At 57.1% G+C, this 13,888-nt stretch carries 12 protein-coding genes; 8 read left to right on the forward strand and 4 right to left on the reverse strand.

Annotated elements, in window-relative coordinates; genetic code table 11:
• Nucleotides 1-13 precede the first annotated feature (13 nt).
• From hflK to rlmB, 7 genes are all read left to right on the forward strand, one after another.
• Nucleotides 14-1,273 (forward strand): FtsH protease activity modulator HflK, encoded by a 1,260-nt coding sequence (gene hflK, locus VPX56_RS02510; RefSeq protein WP_131634197.1) that lies wholly within the window; start codon nucleotides 14-16, stop codon nucleotides 1,271-1,273.
• Nucleotides 1,274-1,275: 2 nt separating this feature from the next.
• Nucleotides 1,276-2,280: a protease modulator HflC gene (hflC, locus tag VPX56_RS02515; RefSeq protein ID WP_131634196.1), complete on the forward strand. Its 1,005-nt coding sequence runs from the start codon at nucleotides 1,276-1,278 to the stop codon at nucleotides 2,278-2,280.
• Nucleotides 2,281-2,351: 71 nt separating this feature from the next.
• Nucleotides 2,352-2,549 (forward strand): DUF2065 domain-containing protein, encoded by a 198-nt coding sequence (locus tag VPX56_RS02520; protein ID WP_131634195.1) that lies wholly within the window; start codon nucleotides 2,352-2,354, stop codon nucleotides 2,547-2,549.
• Nucleotides 2,550-2,651: 102 nt separating this feature from the next.
• Nucleotides 2,652-3,950, forward strand: coding sequence for an adenylosuccinate synthase (locus tag VPX56_RS02525; RefSeq protein ID WP_326469663.1), 1,299 nt, complete (start codon nucleotides 2,652-2,654; stop codon nucleotides 3,948-3,950).
• Between the two features lie 192 nt (nucleotides 3,951-4,142).
• On the forward strand, nucleotides 4,143-4,568 hold the full coding sequence (nsrR, locus tag VPX56_RS02530) for a nitric oxide-sensing transcriptional repressor NsrR (RefSeq protein WP_014068620.1): 426 nt from the start codon (nucleotides 4,143-4,145) through the stop codon (nucleotides 4,566-4,568).
• Between the two features lie 38 nt (nucleotides 4,569-4,606).
• Nucleotides 4,607-7,051, forward strand: a complete 2,445-nt coding sequence (gene rnr, locus VPX56_RS02535; RefSeq protein ID WP_326469664.1) for a ribonuclease R — start codon at nucleotides 4,607-4,609, stop codon at nucleotides 7,049-7,051.
• Nucleotides 7,052-7,114: 63 nt separating this feature from the next.
• Complete coding sequence (gene rlmB / locus VPX56_RS02540; RefSeq protein WP_194401582.1) at nucleotides 7,115-7,849, forward strand: 23S rRNA (guanosine(2251)-2'-O)-methyltransferase RlmB; 735 nt, start codon at nucleotides 7,115-7,117, stop codon at nucleotides 7,847-7,849.
• A gap of 90 nt (nucleotides 7,850-7,939) precedes the next feature.
• Here rlmB and VPX56_RS02545 read toward each other — a convergent pair whose 3' ends face one another.
• Complete coding sequence (locus tag VPX56_RS02545; protein ID WP_326469666.1) at nucleotides 7,940-9,214, reverse strand: MFS transporter; 1,275 nt, start codon at nucleotides 9,212-9,214, stop codon at nucleotides 7,940-7,942.
• A gap of 194 nt (nucleotides 9,215-9,408) precedes the next feature.
• Here VPX56_RS02545 and VPX56_RS02550 point away from each other — a divergent pair, with 194 nt between their 5' ends.
• Complete coding sequence (locus tag VPX56_RS02550) at nucleotides 9,409-11,031, forward strand: isovaleryl-CoA dehydrogenase (RefSeq protein ID WP_326469668.1); 1,623 nt, start codon at nucleotides 9,409-9,411, stop codon at nucleotides 11,029-11,031.
• Here VPX56_RS02550 and VPX56_RS02555 read toward each other — a convergent pair.
• The 3 genes from VPX56_RS02555 to bsmA form a co-directional block, all read right to left on the reverse strand.
• On the reverse strand, nucleotides 11,028-12,959 hold the full coding sequence (locus VPX56_RS02555) for a methyl-accepting chemotaxis protein (protein ID WP_326469670.1): 1,932 nt from the start codon (nucleotides 12,957-12,959) through the stop codon (nucleotides 11,028-11,030). The two genes, VPX56_RS02550 and VPX56_RS02555, sit on opposite strands and share 4 nt — an antisense overlap.
• Nucleotides 12,960-13,129: 170 nt before the next feature.
• A complete protein-coding gene (gene yjfN, locus VPX56_RS02560; protein ID WP_165500712.1) occupies nucleotides 13,130-13,405 on the reverse strand; it encodes a DUF1471 family protease activator YjfN in 276 nt (91 codons plus the stop codon).
• Between the two features lie 148 nt (nucleotides 13,406-13,553).
• On the reverse strand, nucleotides 13,554-13,862 hold the full coding sequence (gene bsmA / locus VPX56_RS02565; RefSeq protein WP_326469672.1) for a biofilm peroxide resistance protein BsmA: 309 nt from the start codon (nucleotides 13,860-13,862) through the stop codon (nucleotides 13,554-13,556).
• Between the last annotated feature and the right edge of the window lie 26 nt (nucleotides 13,863-13,888).

Raw genomic sequence — 13,888 nt, forward strand, 5'->3', positions numbered from 1 at the left:
ATGGAGCATATACATGGCGTGGAATCAGCCCGGTAATAACGGACAAGACCGCGACCCGTGGGGAAGCAGCAATAATCAAGGCGGCAACTCTGGGGGAAATGGCAACAAAGGTGGTCGCGAGCAGGGGCCGCCGGATCTGGATGATATCTTCCGCAAGCTGAGCAAAAAGCTTGGTGGCCTTGGCGGAGGTAAAGGTTCTGGCTCGGGTGGCAATTCTACTCAGAGTCCTCGCCCGCCAATGGGTGGCCGCGTAGTGGGCATTGTGGCCGCTGCGGTGGTAATCATCTGGGCAGCCAGCGGGTTCTACACCATTAAAGAAGCAGAACGCGGCGTGGTTACCCGTTTCGGCAAGTTCAGCCATCTGGTTGAGCCGGGCCTGAACTGGAAACCGACCTTCATTGACGATGTTACCGCGGTAAACGTGGAATCCGTGCGTGAACTGGCGGCGTCCGGCGTGATGCTGACCTCGGACGAGAACGTGGTGCGCGTTGAGATGAACGTGCAGTACCGCGTAACCGATCCTGAGCGTTATCTGTTTAGCGTGACCAGCGCTGACGACAGCCTGCGTCAGGCGACCGACAGCGCCCTGCGTGGCGTGATCGGCAAGTACACCATGGACCGTATCCTGACCGAAGGTCGTACCGTTATTCGTAGCGATACCCAGCGCGAGCTGGAAGAGACCATTCGTCCGTACAACATGGGTATCACCCTGCTGGACGTCAACTTCCAGGCTGCGCGTCCGCCGGAAGAGGTGAAAGCGGCGTTTGACGATGCGATTGCTGCACGTGAAAACGAACAGCAGTACATCCGTGAAGCAGAAGCGTACACCAACGAAGTACAGCCACGTGCTAACGGTCAGGCGCAGCGTATTCTGGAAGAAGCGCGCGCGTATAAGACGCAGACCATCCTGGAAGCGCAGGGTGAAGTGGCTCGCTTCGCGAAAATCCTGCCGGAATATAAAGCGGCTCCGGAAATTACCCGTGAGCGTCTCTATATCGAGACCATGGAAAAAGTGCTGAGCCACACTCGCAAAGTGTTGGTTAACGACAGCAAAGGTGGAAACCTGATGGTTCTGCCGCTGGATCAGATGCTGAAAGGCGGTTCTGCACCGGCTGCGAAAGACACCAGCGGGGCGAACAACCTGCTGCGCCTGCCGCCAGCTTCGTCAGGCAGCTCCAGCGCGAACACAACGCCTTCTTCGAACGATGGTGACATTATGGACCAACGCCGTGCTAACGCGCAGCGTAACGACTACCAGCGTCAGGGGGAATAAGGATGCGTAAGTCAGTTATTGCGATCATCATCATCGTACTGGTCGTGCTTTACACCTCGATCTTCGTGGTGAAAGAGGGCGAGCGTGGGATCAAGTTCCAGTTCAGCAGCGTCGTGCGTGATGGCGACAAGCGTCCGGTGATTTACGAGCCGGGCCTGCACTTCAAGGTACCGTTCATTCAGTCAGTGAAAACGCTTGATGCCCGTATCCAGACCATGGATAACCAGGCTGATCGTTTCGTGACCAAAGAGAAGAAAGACCTGATCGTTGATTCCTATATCAAATGGCGCATCAGTGATTTCAGCCGTTACTTCCTGGCAACCGGCGGCGGTGACGTTTCTCAGGCAGAAGTGCTGCTGAAACGTAAGTTCTCTGACCGTCTGCGTTCTGAGATTGGTCGTCTTGATGTGAAAGACATCGTTACCGACTCTCGCGGTCGTCTGACGCTGGAAGTGCGCGATGCGCTGAACTCCGGTTCTGCAGGCACCGAAGACGAAGTAGAAACGCCAGCGGCGGACGATGCAATTGCTAAAGCGGCTGAACGCGTTCAGGCTGAAACCAACGGTAAAGTGCCGGTGATCAACCCGAACAGTATGGCCGCGCTGGGTATCGAAGTCGTTGACGTGCGTATCAAGCAAATCAACCTGCCGGCAGAAGTGTCCGAGGCGATCTACAACCGTATGCGCGCCGAGCGTGAAGCGGTAGCCCGTCGTCACCGTTCACAGGGTCAGGAAGAGGCCGAGAAGCTGCGTGCCGCTGCGGACTACGAAGTGACCAAGACGCTTGCAGAGTCTGAACGTCAGGGCCGTATCCTGCGCGGTGAAGGGGATGCCGAAGCGGCGAAGCTGTTTGCGGATGCCTTCAGCCAGGACCCGGACTTCTACGCCTTTATCCGTAGCCTGCGTGCGTACGAGAATAGCTTCCAGAGCAACCAGGATGTGATGGTGCTCAGCCCGGACAGCGATTTCTTCCGTTATATGAAGACGCCAGCCAACGCAACGCGATAAACTCAGGCTCGTTTGAGTATTCAAACCACCGCTCCCAACGGAGCGGTGGTTTTCTTTTATAAGGAATAAAAATGAATTCAACGATCTGGCTCGCGCTGGCCCTGGTTTTGGTGCTGGAAGGACTTGGGCCAATGCTCTATCCGAAAGCCTGGCGTCGAATGATCGCGACGATGAGTCAGCTGCCGGATAATATTTTGCGTCGTTTTGGCGGCGGTCTTGTGGTTGCCGGTATCGTGATCTACTACATGTTGAGGAAAACGATTGGCTGATCAAAAAGTGGTCGGATATGGCATATTTTGGGGTCAAAAAGTGCTGTATATCTGAAAAAGCGATGGTAGAATCCATTTTTAAGCAATCGGTGATTTTGAAAAATGGGTAACAACGTTGTCGTACTGGGCACCCAATGGGGTGACGAAGGTAAAGGGAAGATCGTCGATCTTCTGACTGAACGTGCTAAATATGTTGTGCGCTATCAGGGTGGTCATAACGCAGGCCATACTCTCGTAATCAACGGTGAAAAAACCGTCCTCCATCTTATTCCATCAGGCATTCTTCGTGATAACGTCACCAGCATCATCGGTAACGGCGTAGTGCTGTCTCCTGCTGCGCTGATGAAAGAGATGAAAGGCCTGGAAGACCGTGGTATCCCGGTTCGCGAGCGTCTGCTGCTCTCCGAAGCCTGTCCGCTTATCCTTGACTATCACGTGGCGCTGGACGTAGCGCGTGAAAAAGCGCGCGGCGCGAAAGCTATCGGCACCACCGGCCGTGGCATCGGCCCGGCTTACGAAGATAAAGTTGCACGTCGCGGTCTGCGCGTGGGCGATCTCTTCGACAAAGCGACCTTCGCTGAAAAACTGAAAGAAGTGATGGAATATCACAACTTCCAGCTGGTGAACTTTTACAAAGCTGACGCTGTTGACTACCAGAAAGTGCTGGATGACGTCATGGCGATTGCCGACATTCTGACCAGTATGGTTGTTGATGTGTCCGATCTGCTGGACCAGGCGCGCAAGCGTGGCGATTTCGTCATGTTCGAAGGCGCGCAGGGTACGCTGCTGGACATCGACCACGGTACCTATCCGTACGTCACCTCTTCTAACACCACCGCGGGTGGCGTGGCGACCGGCTCTGGCCTGGGTCCGCGTTATGTGGATTACGTTCTGGGCATCATCAAAGCGTACTCCACTCGCGTGGGTGCAGGTCCATTCCCGACCGAGCTGTTTGATGAAACCGGCGAGTTCCTGTGCAAGCAGGGTAACGAGTTTGGCGCGACCACCGGTCGTCGTCGTCGTACCGGCTGGCTGGATGCGGTTGCGGTGCGTCGTGCAGTGCAGATCAACTCCCTGTCTGGCTTCTGCCTGACCAAGCTGGACGTGCTGGACGGCCTGAAAGAAGTGAAAATCTGCGTTGGCTACCGTATGCCAGATGGCCGCGAAGTGACCACCACTCCGCTGGCTGCTGACGACTGGGAAGGCATTGAGCCAATCTACGAAACCTTGCCGGGCTGGTCTGAGACTACCTTCGGTGTGAAAGAACGTAGCGGCTTGCCGCAGGCGGCGCTGGATTACATCAAGCGCATTGAAGAACTGACCGAAGTGCCGATCGATATTATTTCTACCGGCCCGGATCGTACTGAAACGATGATCCTGCGCGACCCGTTCGACGCATAATCTTCGTGACTGCTGGCCTGCGGGGAAACCCGTAGGCCGGATAAGCGTAGCGCCATCCGGCGACCGCTCCTGGATCTCCGCTTTTTCGCCCCGTCTGTCAAATAAATTAGCCGCCAACTATCTGGCTGGTTTATCATCATTAATGAATATCTCTGCGGTTTGACCGCGTTTTCCCTTTTTCCTGAGGTTGATGTGCAGTTAACAAGTTTCACCGATTACGGCCTACGCGCGCTGATTTATATGGCGTCGTTACCCGATGGGAAGATGACCAGTATCTCTGAGGTGACAGAGGTCTACGGTGTGTCCCGTAATCATATGGTCAAAATAATCAATCAACTTAGCCGTGCCGGATACGTTGCTGCCGTCCGTGGGAAGAATGGGGGGATTCGTCTTGGTAAACCGGCACAGAGTATTCGTGTTGGGGATGTGGTACGTGAACTGGAGCCATTGTCTCTGGTGAACTGCAGCAGCGAGTTCTGCCACATCACGCCCGCTTGCCGCCTGAAGCAGGCGCTTTCAAAGGCCGTGCAAAGTTTTCTCAAGGAACTGGATAACTACACGCTGGCCGATTTGGTTGAAGAGAATCAACCGCTTTATAAATTATTGCTGGTGGAATGAAGAAAATTTCCACCGGAGCTGACAACGGAGGAACCGACATGTCACATGATCCTTTCCAGGAACGCGAAGCCGAAAAATACGCGAATCCTATCCCCAGCCGCGAGTTCATCATTGAACACTTAACAAAACGCGAAAAACCCGCCAATCGTGAAGAACTTGCCGTTGAATTAAATATTGAAGGTGAAGAGCAAATTGAAGCCCTTCGCCGCCGCCTGCGCGCTATGGAGCGCGACGGGCAGCTGGTCTTTACCCGCCGCCAGTGCTACGCGCTGCCAGAACGTCTCGACCTGCTGAAGGGCGTGGTGATTGGCCACCGCGACGGTTTTGGCTTCCTGCGTGTGGAAGGCCGCAAGGACGACCTGTATCTCTCATCCGAACAGATGAAGATGTGCATCCACGGCGATCAGATCCTGGCGCAGCCGCTGGGCGCCGATCGTAAAGGCCGCCGCGAAGCGCGCGTCGTGCGCGTGCTGGTGCCGAAAACCAGCCAGATCGTTGGCCGCTACTTTACCGACGCGGGCGTGGGCTTTGTGGTGCCGGACGACAGCCGTCTGAGCTTCGACATCCTCATCCCACCGGAAGAGGTAATGGGCGCGCGCATGGGCTTTGTGGTGGTGGTTGAACTCACCCAGCGTCCAACCCGTCGTACCAAAGCCGTCGGCAAAATCGTTGAGGTGCTTGGCGATAACATGGGCACCAGCATGGCCGTTGATATGGCGCTGCGCACCCACGAGATCCCTTACGTCTGGCCGAAAGCCGTTGAAGATCAGATCAAAGATCTAAAAGAACAGGTGCCTGAAGAGTCCAAAGTGGGCCGCGTCGATCTGCGCGATCTGCCGCTGGTGACCATTGATGGCGAAGACGCCCGCGACTTCGATGACGCCGTATACTGCGAGAAAAAACGCGGCGGCGGCTGGCGGCTGTGGGTGGCGATTGCGGACGTGAGCTATTACGTCCGTCCGAATACGCCGCTGGACAACGAAGCGCGCAGCCGCGGTACGTCGGTCTACTTCCCGTCTCAGGTTGTACCAATGCTGCCGGAAGTGCTCTCTAACGGCCTGTGCTCCCTGAACCCGCAGGTTGACCGTCTCTGCATGGTCTGCGAGATGACCATCTCAACCAAAGGGCGCTTAACCGGCTTTAAGTTCTACGAAGCGGTGATGAGCTCGCACGCGCGTCTGACCTATACCAAGGTCTGGCATATGCTGCAGGGCGACCAGGATCTGCGCGAGCAGTACGCGCCGCTGGTCAAACACATTGAAGAGCTGCATAACCTCTACAAAACGCTGGAACAGGCGCGCGAAGAGCGCGGCGGGATCTCGTTTGAGAGCGAAGAGGCGAAGTTCATCTTCAACGCCGAACGCCGCATTGAGCGTATCGAGCAGACCCAGCGTAACGACGCGCACAAGCTGATCGAAGAGTGTATGATCCTGGCGAATATCTCGGCGGCACGTTTTGTTGAGAAAGCCAAAGAGCCTGCGCTGTTCCGTATTCACGATAAGCCGACCACGGAAGCCATTACGTCGTTCCGCTCCGTGCTGGCCGAACTCGGTCTGGAGCTGCCGGGCGGCAACAAGCCTGAACCGCGCGACTACGCCGAGCTGCTGGAATCCATCGGCGATCGTCCTGATGCAGAAATGCTGCAAACCATGCTGCTGCGCTCCATGAAGCAGGCGATCTACGATCCGGAAAACCGGGGTCACTTCGGCCTGGCGCTGCAGTCCTACGCGCACTTTACGTCGCCGATCCGTCGTTATCCTGACCTTTCTCTGCACCGTGCGATCAAGTATCTGCTGGCGCAGGAGCAGGGTCACAAAGGGAACACCACCGAAACCGGCGGCTACCACTACTCCATGGATGAAGTTCTCCAGCTGGGCCAGCATTGTTCTATGGCGGAACGTCGTGCTGATGAAGCCACCCGCGACGTGGCGGACTGGCTGAAGTGTGACTTTATGCTGGATCAGGTGGGCAACGTCTTTAAAGGCGTGATTGCCAGCGTGACCGGCTTTGGTTTCTTCGTTCGTCTGGACGAGCTGTTTATTGACGGCCTGGTGCATGTCTCCAGCCTGGATAACGACTACTACCGCTTCGACCAAGTCGGTCAGCGCCTGATTGGCGAATCGGGCGGCCAGACCTACCGTCTGGGCGATCGCGTTGAAGTGAAGGTTGAAGCCGTGAACATGGACGACCGTAAAATCGACTTCAGCCTGATCTCCAGCGAGCGCGCGCCGCGTAACATCGGCAAAACCGAGCGTGAGAAAGCGAAAAAGGGCGGTAACGGCAAACCGGGCGGCGGCAAGCGTCGTCAGGCGGGCAAGAAGGTGAACTTCGAGCCGGACAGCGCCTTCCGCGGCGAGAAGAAGCAGAAGCCTAAGGCGGCGAAGAAAGACGCTCGCTCGGCGAAAAAGCCGTCTGCTAAAACCCAGAAAATAGCCGCCGCGACCAAAGCGAAGCGTGCGGCGAAGAAACAGCAGGCGGAGTAATTTCCCCTCACCCTGACCCTCTCCCCAAAGGGGAGAGGGGATTATTTATTACGAGAACCATCAATGAGTGAAATGATTTACGGCATCCACGCGGTGCAGGCCCTGCTGGAGCGCGCCCCGGAGCGTTTTCAGGAAGTCTTTATTCTGAAAGGGCGCGAAGACAAACGTCTGATGCCGCTGATCCACGCGCTGGAAGCGCAGGGCGTGGTGATCCAGCTGGCGAACCGCCAGTTCCTGGATGAGAAAAGCGAAGGCGCGGTTCACCAGGGCATTATCGCGCGCGTGAAGCCGGGCCGTCAGTACCAGGAAAACGATCTGCCGGATCTGATTGCCGAACTGGAAAACCCGTTCTTCCTGATCCTGGACGGCGTTACCGATCCGCACAACCTCGGTGCCTGCCTGCGTAGCGCAGATGCGGCGGGCGTGCATGCGGTGATCGTGCCGAAAGATCGTTCTGCCCAGCTGAACGCGACGGCCAAGAAAGTGGCCTGCGGCGCGGCGGAAAACGTTCCGCTGATCCGCGTGACCAACCTGGCGCGCACCATGCGTCTGCTACAGGAAGAGAACGTCTGGATCGTCGGTACCGCCGGTGAAGCGGACCATACTCTTTATCAGAGCAAAATGACCGGCCGCCTGGCGCTGGTGATGGGGGCGGAAGGCGAAGGCATGCGTCGTCTGACCCGCGAGCACTGCGACGAGCTGATCAGCATCCCGATGGCGGGCAGCGTGTCGTCCCTGAACGTTTCCGTTGCGACGGGTATCTGCCTGTTTGAAGCGGTGCGTCAGCGAGGAGAATAAACAGCAAGGCCGTCCAAAGGACGGCCTTTAGTGTTTTCTCCCTCTCCCCGTGGGAGAGGGCCGGGGTGAGGGCACCAGACGGTGACAAACTCACTCCTCCAAAGACCGCAAATGGTCATCCTTCCTCAGCGTCATCAGCGCAAAGATACTCACCACCGCCGTCGCCATCACGTAATACGCCGGAATATCCAGGTTGCCCGTCTGCTTAATCAGCCCGGTGATAATCAGCCCAGCACATCCCGAGAAAATCGCGTTCGACAGTGAATAGGCCAGCCCTAGCCCGGTATAGCGCACGCGCGTCGGGAACATCTCTGAGAGCATCGCCGGGCCTGGTCCTGCCAGCATTCCCACCAGTCCCCCCGCAATCAGCACCACAACAGCCTTCACTGCCAGCGTGCTGGACTCCGCCTGCAGGATTTTCAGCAGCGGCAGGGCGAGGATGAGCAGCAGTGCGGTAGCGATAATCATCACCGTGCGGCGCCCGATCCTGTCGCTCAGGATCCCCGACGGAATAATCGTCAGAGCAAACCCAATATTGGAAATCACCGCTATCAGCAGCGCCTGGTTAAACCCGGTGTGCAGCGCCGACTGCAGATAGGTCGGCATAATCACCAGATAGGTGTACCCCGCCGCAGACCACACCATCACGCGACCAATCCCCATCACGATGGCTCTGAGCGTAGCGGCAGTATCCGCCTGAGCGACAGCCGGTTTATCCTGCTGCTGCACAAAGCTGGGGGTCTCCTCCATGCTGACCCGAAGCCACAGCGCAACGACGCCCATCGGCAGCGCCAGGAAGAACGGAATGCGCCAGCCCCAGTCGTGCAGGGCTTCAGGCGTAAGTAGAGCGGAGAGCAGCGCGACGATGCCTGCGCCCGCCAGCAACCCCAGCGCCACGGTGAAGGACTGCCACGCGCCGTAGAGGCCACGCTTGCCGCGCGGGGCGAATTCCGTCATCAATGAGACCGCACCTCCGTACTCGCCGCCCGCGAAAAGCCCCTGCAGGATGCGCAGCAGCGTCACGATCAGCGGTGCGGCAATGCCGATGCTGGCGTAGACCGGCACAAGGCCGATGGCGGCGGTGGCCAGCGTCATCAGCACCAGTACGATAATGAGCGTCGGCTTACGGCCTATCCGGTCGCCAATGCGGCCAAATACCACCGCTCCCAGGGGGCGGAAGAAGAAGGCGATGGCAAACGAGGCGTAGGTGAGGATCAGGCTGGTCAGCCCCGTCTCCCCTTCAAGCTGGAAGAAGTTTTTCGCAATGACGGTCGCCAGAAAACCGTAGACCGCAAACTCATACCACTCGATAAAGTTACCAATGGAGCCTGCAATTAATGCACGCTTGTGCGCATCCTGTTGCATAACGATCCTCACGTGAAGGGGGTAAGAATAAATTATTCAACAAAATCGGAGTCACAAAATAGTTTATTCTTATGTTCTGTGAGCTATTTCACGAATGATATCAGTGAGATTGCCAGCATGTGACCCCACTCCCATGCAGCGTAAACGCGGTCTGTCCATACTTAGGTTCATTGCCAACGAAGGAGGGAGACAGCATGCACTGGCAGACCCATACCGTTTTCAATCAACCTGCACCGCTTTCTAACAGCAACCTTTTCCTCTCTGACTGCGCCCTGCGTGATGCAGTTGCCCGCGAAGGGGCCGAGTGGGATATCGAGCTCCTTGCGAGCATTGGGCAGCAGTTAGGCACGGCGGAGTCGCTGGAGCTGGGCAGGCTGGCGAACGTGAATCCGCCGGAGCTGCTGCGGTATGACGCCGCGGGCGAACGGCTGGACGACGTGCGTTTCCATCCGGCATGGCATCTGCTGATGCAGGGGCTCTGTGCGAACCGCGTGCATAATCTGGCGTGGGAAGAGGAGGCGCGTAAAGGATCGTTTGTCGCTCGGGCCGCGCGCTTTGTCCTGCATGCGCAGGTTGAAGCCGGCACGCTGTGTCCCGTCACCATGACGTTTGCCGCGACACCGCTGCTGCAGCAGGCACTCCCGAAAACGTTCCATGACTGGCTTACGCCCCTGCTCAGCGATCGCTACGATCCGCACCTCGCGCCGGGCGCGCAAAAGCGCGGCCTGCTGATCGGTATGGGGATGACGGAAAAGCAGGGCGGCTCGGACGTGCTCAGCAACACCACCAAAGCGGAAAGATGCAGTGACGGCAGCTATCGGCTGGTGGGGCATAAATGGTTTTTCTCCGTGCCGCAAAGCGATGCGCATCTGGTACTGGCGCAGGCTAAGGGCGGGCTATCCTGCTTTTTTGTGCCGCGCTTTCTGCCTGACGGGCAACGCAATGCCGTGCGGCTGGAGCGCCTGAAGGACAAGCTCGGGAATCGCTCAAACGCCAGCAGCGAGGCGGAGTTTCTCGATGCCTCCGGCTGGCTGCTGGGGGAAGAGGGGGAAGGCGTTCGACAAATCCTCAAGATGGGCGGCCTGACGCGCTTCGACTGCGCGCTGGGCAGCCACGGACTGATGCGTCGGGCGCTGTCGGTGGCGCTGTACCATGCCCATCAGCGGCAGACCTTCGGCAAAAACCTTATCGATCAGCCGTTAATGCGCGAGGTCTTAAGCCGTATGGCGCTTGTGCTGGAGGGGCAGACGTCGCTGCTGTTCCGCCTGGCGCGCGCGTGGGATAAGCGCGCCGATCCGCTCGAGGCGGCCTGGGCGCGGCTGTTTACCCCGGCGGCCAAATTTAGCGTGTGCAAAGCCGGTATCCCCTTTGTCGCGGAGGCGATGGAGGTTTTGGGCGGTATGGGGTATTGCGAAGAGAGCGAGCTTCCGCGTTTGTACCGTGAGATGCCGGTCAACAGCATCTGGGAGGGCTCCGGCAATATCATGTGCCTGGACGTTCTGCGCGTGCTGGCGAAGCAGCCCGGTATGCTCGACCTGCTTGCCGATGATTTTGCTCAGGTAAAAGGGCAGGACAGGCACTTCGATCGCAGCTGGCTGCAGCTTCAGCAAAAGCTGCGTAAACCCCAGGAGGCGCAGGGCAGGGAGATCGCTCAGCAGCTCTTTTTGCTGGGGGCGGGAAGCCAGATGCTGCGGCACGCGTCGCCGCCCGTAGCGCAGGCGTGGTGCCGCATGATGCTGGATACCCGGGGCGGAACGCTGATGAGCGAGCAGGTCAAAACGGACCTGCTGCTGCGCGCCACGGGCAGAGTCGGTTAGCCTTTGAGCTGGAACAGGCTCACCAGTCGGGTGAGGTGCGAACCCTTCTCGCGCAGCGTTTGGGCGGTCTGCTCGCTGCGCGAGACGCGATCGGCGTTGATGTGCGACGCTTCGCCAATGTGCGTCATGGCGATATTTACCTGACCGATCCCGGCGGATTGCTCGCGGGAAGCGTGGTTGATTTCGGAGACCAGCTGACTGATGTTATCGATATGCACGATGATGGAATCCATCGCCAGCCGCGTCTGCTCGGACAAGGCGTGGCCTTCGCTTACTTTATTCAGCGTGTCGCCAATCAGCTGCTCAATTTCCTTCACCGCGTTAGCGCTGCGCGCCGCCAGGGCGCGAACCTCCTGTGCGACCACGGCGAAGCCTTTGCCATGCTCGCCCGCGCGTGCCGCTTCGACCGCCGCGTTAAGCGCCAGAATATTGGTCTGGAACGCGATGGACTCAATCACGCGGGTAATGTCTTCAATACGTTTCGATGCGTCGCGAATATCATCCATGGTGGTGACCGCGTTGGTCACCGTCTCGCCGCCCTGATGCACCGCACGCGAGGTTTCGCTCACCAGCAGCTGCGTCTGCTCCATATTGGCGGCGTTTTGCTGCACGGTAGCGGCCAGCTGTTCCATGCTGGCTGACGTCTCTTCCACGCTGCTGGCCTGCTTGTTGATCTGCTCGGAAATTTCGCCGGTATCGGCTGCCAGGGCGTTAGTGCCCATGTGGATTTCACCGGCGGCTTCGCGAACCTGCAGGACCATTTTTTGCAGTCCAGCGCCGATGCCGTTGATGGCGTCAATCAGCTGGCCGACCTCATCCTGGCGGGTCACGGGAAGGCTGGAACGCAGATCGCCTGCCGCATACTGGCGGGCCAGTTCGATCACGTTCCGCAGCGGGTGGGTGAGCATCCGGCGAATAATAACGACAAACAGCCCGGCAAAGAGAACTGACAACACCACGCCTGCCAGCAGGAAACGGTCGCGCATCGTGTTAACGCTTGAGAGCAGGACCGATTTATCCACTTCACCCACGATGGTCCAGTTCCAGCCGGGCAGCGGCGTATAGACCATTTTCAGCGTGCGGCTGTCATCGCTTACGCGCTCCAGCGTGCCGGATTTATCGCTCAAAAGCTGATGCTGCGTCGCGGCATCCCATTTTGGCAACTGCCCCTCTTCGCTGGCGTGGAACAGGTATTGTCCGCGCGTTTTACCGTTGCTGCGATCCAGTACAAAGAAGTGCCCGCTCTCGCCCAGACGGCGATTCAGGATTTTCTCGCGCATGACGTTCCAGGAGTGAGTGATATCTACCCCGACGAAGATGATCCCGATGACCTGACCTTCACTGTTTTTTACCGGCTGGTACTGGGTGATGTAGCGTTTGCCAAACAGCAGCGCCAGGCCGCGGTAGACCTCACCTTTGTTCACTGCGGCAAAGGCCGGGCTGGCGGTGTCCAGAACGGTACCCATGGCGCGCTCGCCGTTCTCTTTGCGCAGGGAAGTGGCTACGCGAACAAAATCGTTGCCGCTGCGCACAAACAGGGTAGAGATGGCTCCCGTACGGTTCAGAAAATCGTCAGAAAAGGCATTATTTTCATGTAGCCCGGTGTCGCCTCCTTTCAGAAGGGGGACGTTTAACCCGTTAATGGTCTGGGTCTGGCTGTCATTAATATTCAGTGGCTGAGGTATAAAGGTGGTAAACAGCCGGGTGTAGCTCTCGACCTCTTCGCTCAGGCTGGTATCAAACATCTGCACCATATCGACCATGCCGGTGGACTGATTATGCAGGTCTTCTACCGCAAGTTCTTCAAGCTGCTGGCTGGCTTTATGGCTGAGCAGAAAAGTGAAAAGCAGAAATAACGTGGCGACACTCACACCGGTTAGCAGCGATAGCTTAGTGCCCAGACCTGCACGGCGGAAAAAACTGATCATAAATTGCTCATTATTAAAAAGGTATGGCTCTTCAACGGCAAAGAAGAGCTAACATTTATTCAAATAATGTAACAAGATGTTATTCAGTTGTTTTTGTTGGGTTTCTTAAACGATAAAGAGTTTGCAAAAACGTAAAGCCACTAAAAATAAGTGGCTTTTATTGGGAAGGATTATGCATAAAGAATGGCCTGTACCCGCCAGTGATCGACATGGTTATCTTCCTGCATTTGAATGATGCGGTACCAGGAAGCACCCTGCTCATCGGCTTTTAAGGCAACGACACGTTCAACGTCTTGCGGGCTCCCCGTAATATTGTTTACGGAGATGAGGCCAATTTCATTCAGGCCGGTTACGCAATCCGCGCTGGCGAATTCAGCTGACTGCGCGGTTGTGCTCACAAGGCCAGCTGAGAGCAACAGTGTGGTCAAGGCAAGAGTTCGTTTCATCGTCAGCTCCATTTCACATGTCTCCGGTATCCGCCGGGCAATCCTTCGCGAATAAACTCACTTCCATTGGGGCGGGCATGGAGTTTATTGTGGACAGGAAAATGTCTATGGACGCAAAGCAGTGTAAATGTCGTTCAAATGATGACCTTTACTTACGGTACAAAATGGCCTGTGAATACCACTGTCCCGTAATAATGGTTTCGTCGACCATAATGATGACGTAATAATCTGCTTTGGCGGCGATGGCCTGTGCCTTTATAGCGTCTTCCGCATCATCCGGGGAACCGCGAACCAGCGCGGAGACCGTTCCCATTCGCTGTAATCCTTCTGTCTGATTACGACGAATTTCCTGCGGATGATCGGCAACCGGAGGTGCGGGCTGCGGCGTTCCCTGAAGTACGCTACAGCTGCTGAGCAGAAGCACCAGCAATAAAGCAGCAAACCTGCGCATAACCATATCTCGTTTCCTGATAGCCTTAGTGT

The sequence above is a fragment of the Enterobacter wuhouensis genome, assembly GCF_035835995.1.
Lineage (GTDB): Bacteria > Pseudomonadota > Gammaproteobacteria > Enterobacterales > Enterobacteriaceae > Enterobacter > Enterobacter wuhouensis.

Coding starts and splice junctions, on each gene's coding strand:
- VPX56_RS02555 (WP_326469670.1), bottom strand. CDS start 12,959: ATGATCAGTTTTTTCCGCCGTGCAGGTCTGGGCACTAAGCTATCGCTG.
- VPX56_RS02525 (WP_326469663.1), top strand. CDS start 2,652: ATGGGTAACAACGTTGTCGTACTGGGCACCCAATGGGGTGACGAAGGT.
- rnr (WP_326469664.1), top strand. CDS start 4,607: ATGTCACATGATCCTTTCCAGGAACGCGAAGCCGAAAAATACGCGAAT.
- hflC (WP_131634196.1), top strand. CDS start 1,276: ATGCGTAAGTCAGTTATTGCGATCATCATCATCGTACTGGTCGTGCTT.
- hflK (WP_131634197.1), top strand. CDS start 14: ATGGCGTGGAATCAGCCCGGTAATAACGGACAAGACCGCGACCCGTGG.
- rlmB (WP_194401582.1), top strand. CDS start 7,115: ATGAGTGAAATGATTTACGGCATCCACGCGGTGCAGGCCCTGCTGGAG.
- VPX56_RS02550 (WP_326469668.1), top strand. CDS start 9,409: ATGCACTGGCAGACCCATACCGTTTTCAATCAACCTGCACCGCTTTCT.
- VPX56_RS02545 (WP_326469666.1), bottom strand. CDS start 9,214: ATGCAACAGGATGCGCACAAGCGTGCATTAATTGCAGGCTCCATTGGT.
- yjfN (WP_165500712.1), bottom strand. CDS start 13,405: ATGAAACGAACTCTTGCCTTGACCACACTGTTGCTCTCAGCTGGCCTT.
- VPX56_RS02520 (WP_131634195.1), top strand. CDS start 2,352: ATGAATTCAACGATCTGGCTCGCGCTGGCCCTGGTTTTGGTGCTGGAA.
- bsmA (WP_326469672.1), bottom strand. CDS start 13,862: ATGGTTATGCGCAGGTTTGCTGCTTTATTGCTGGTGCTTCTGCTCAGC.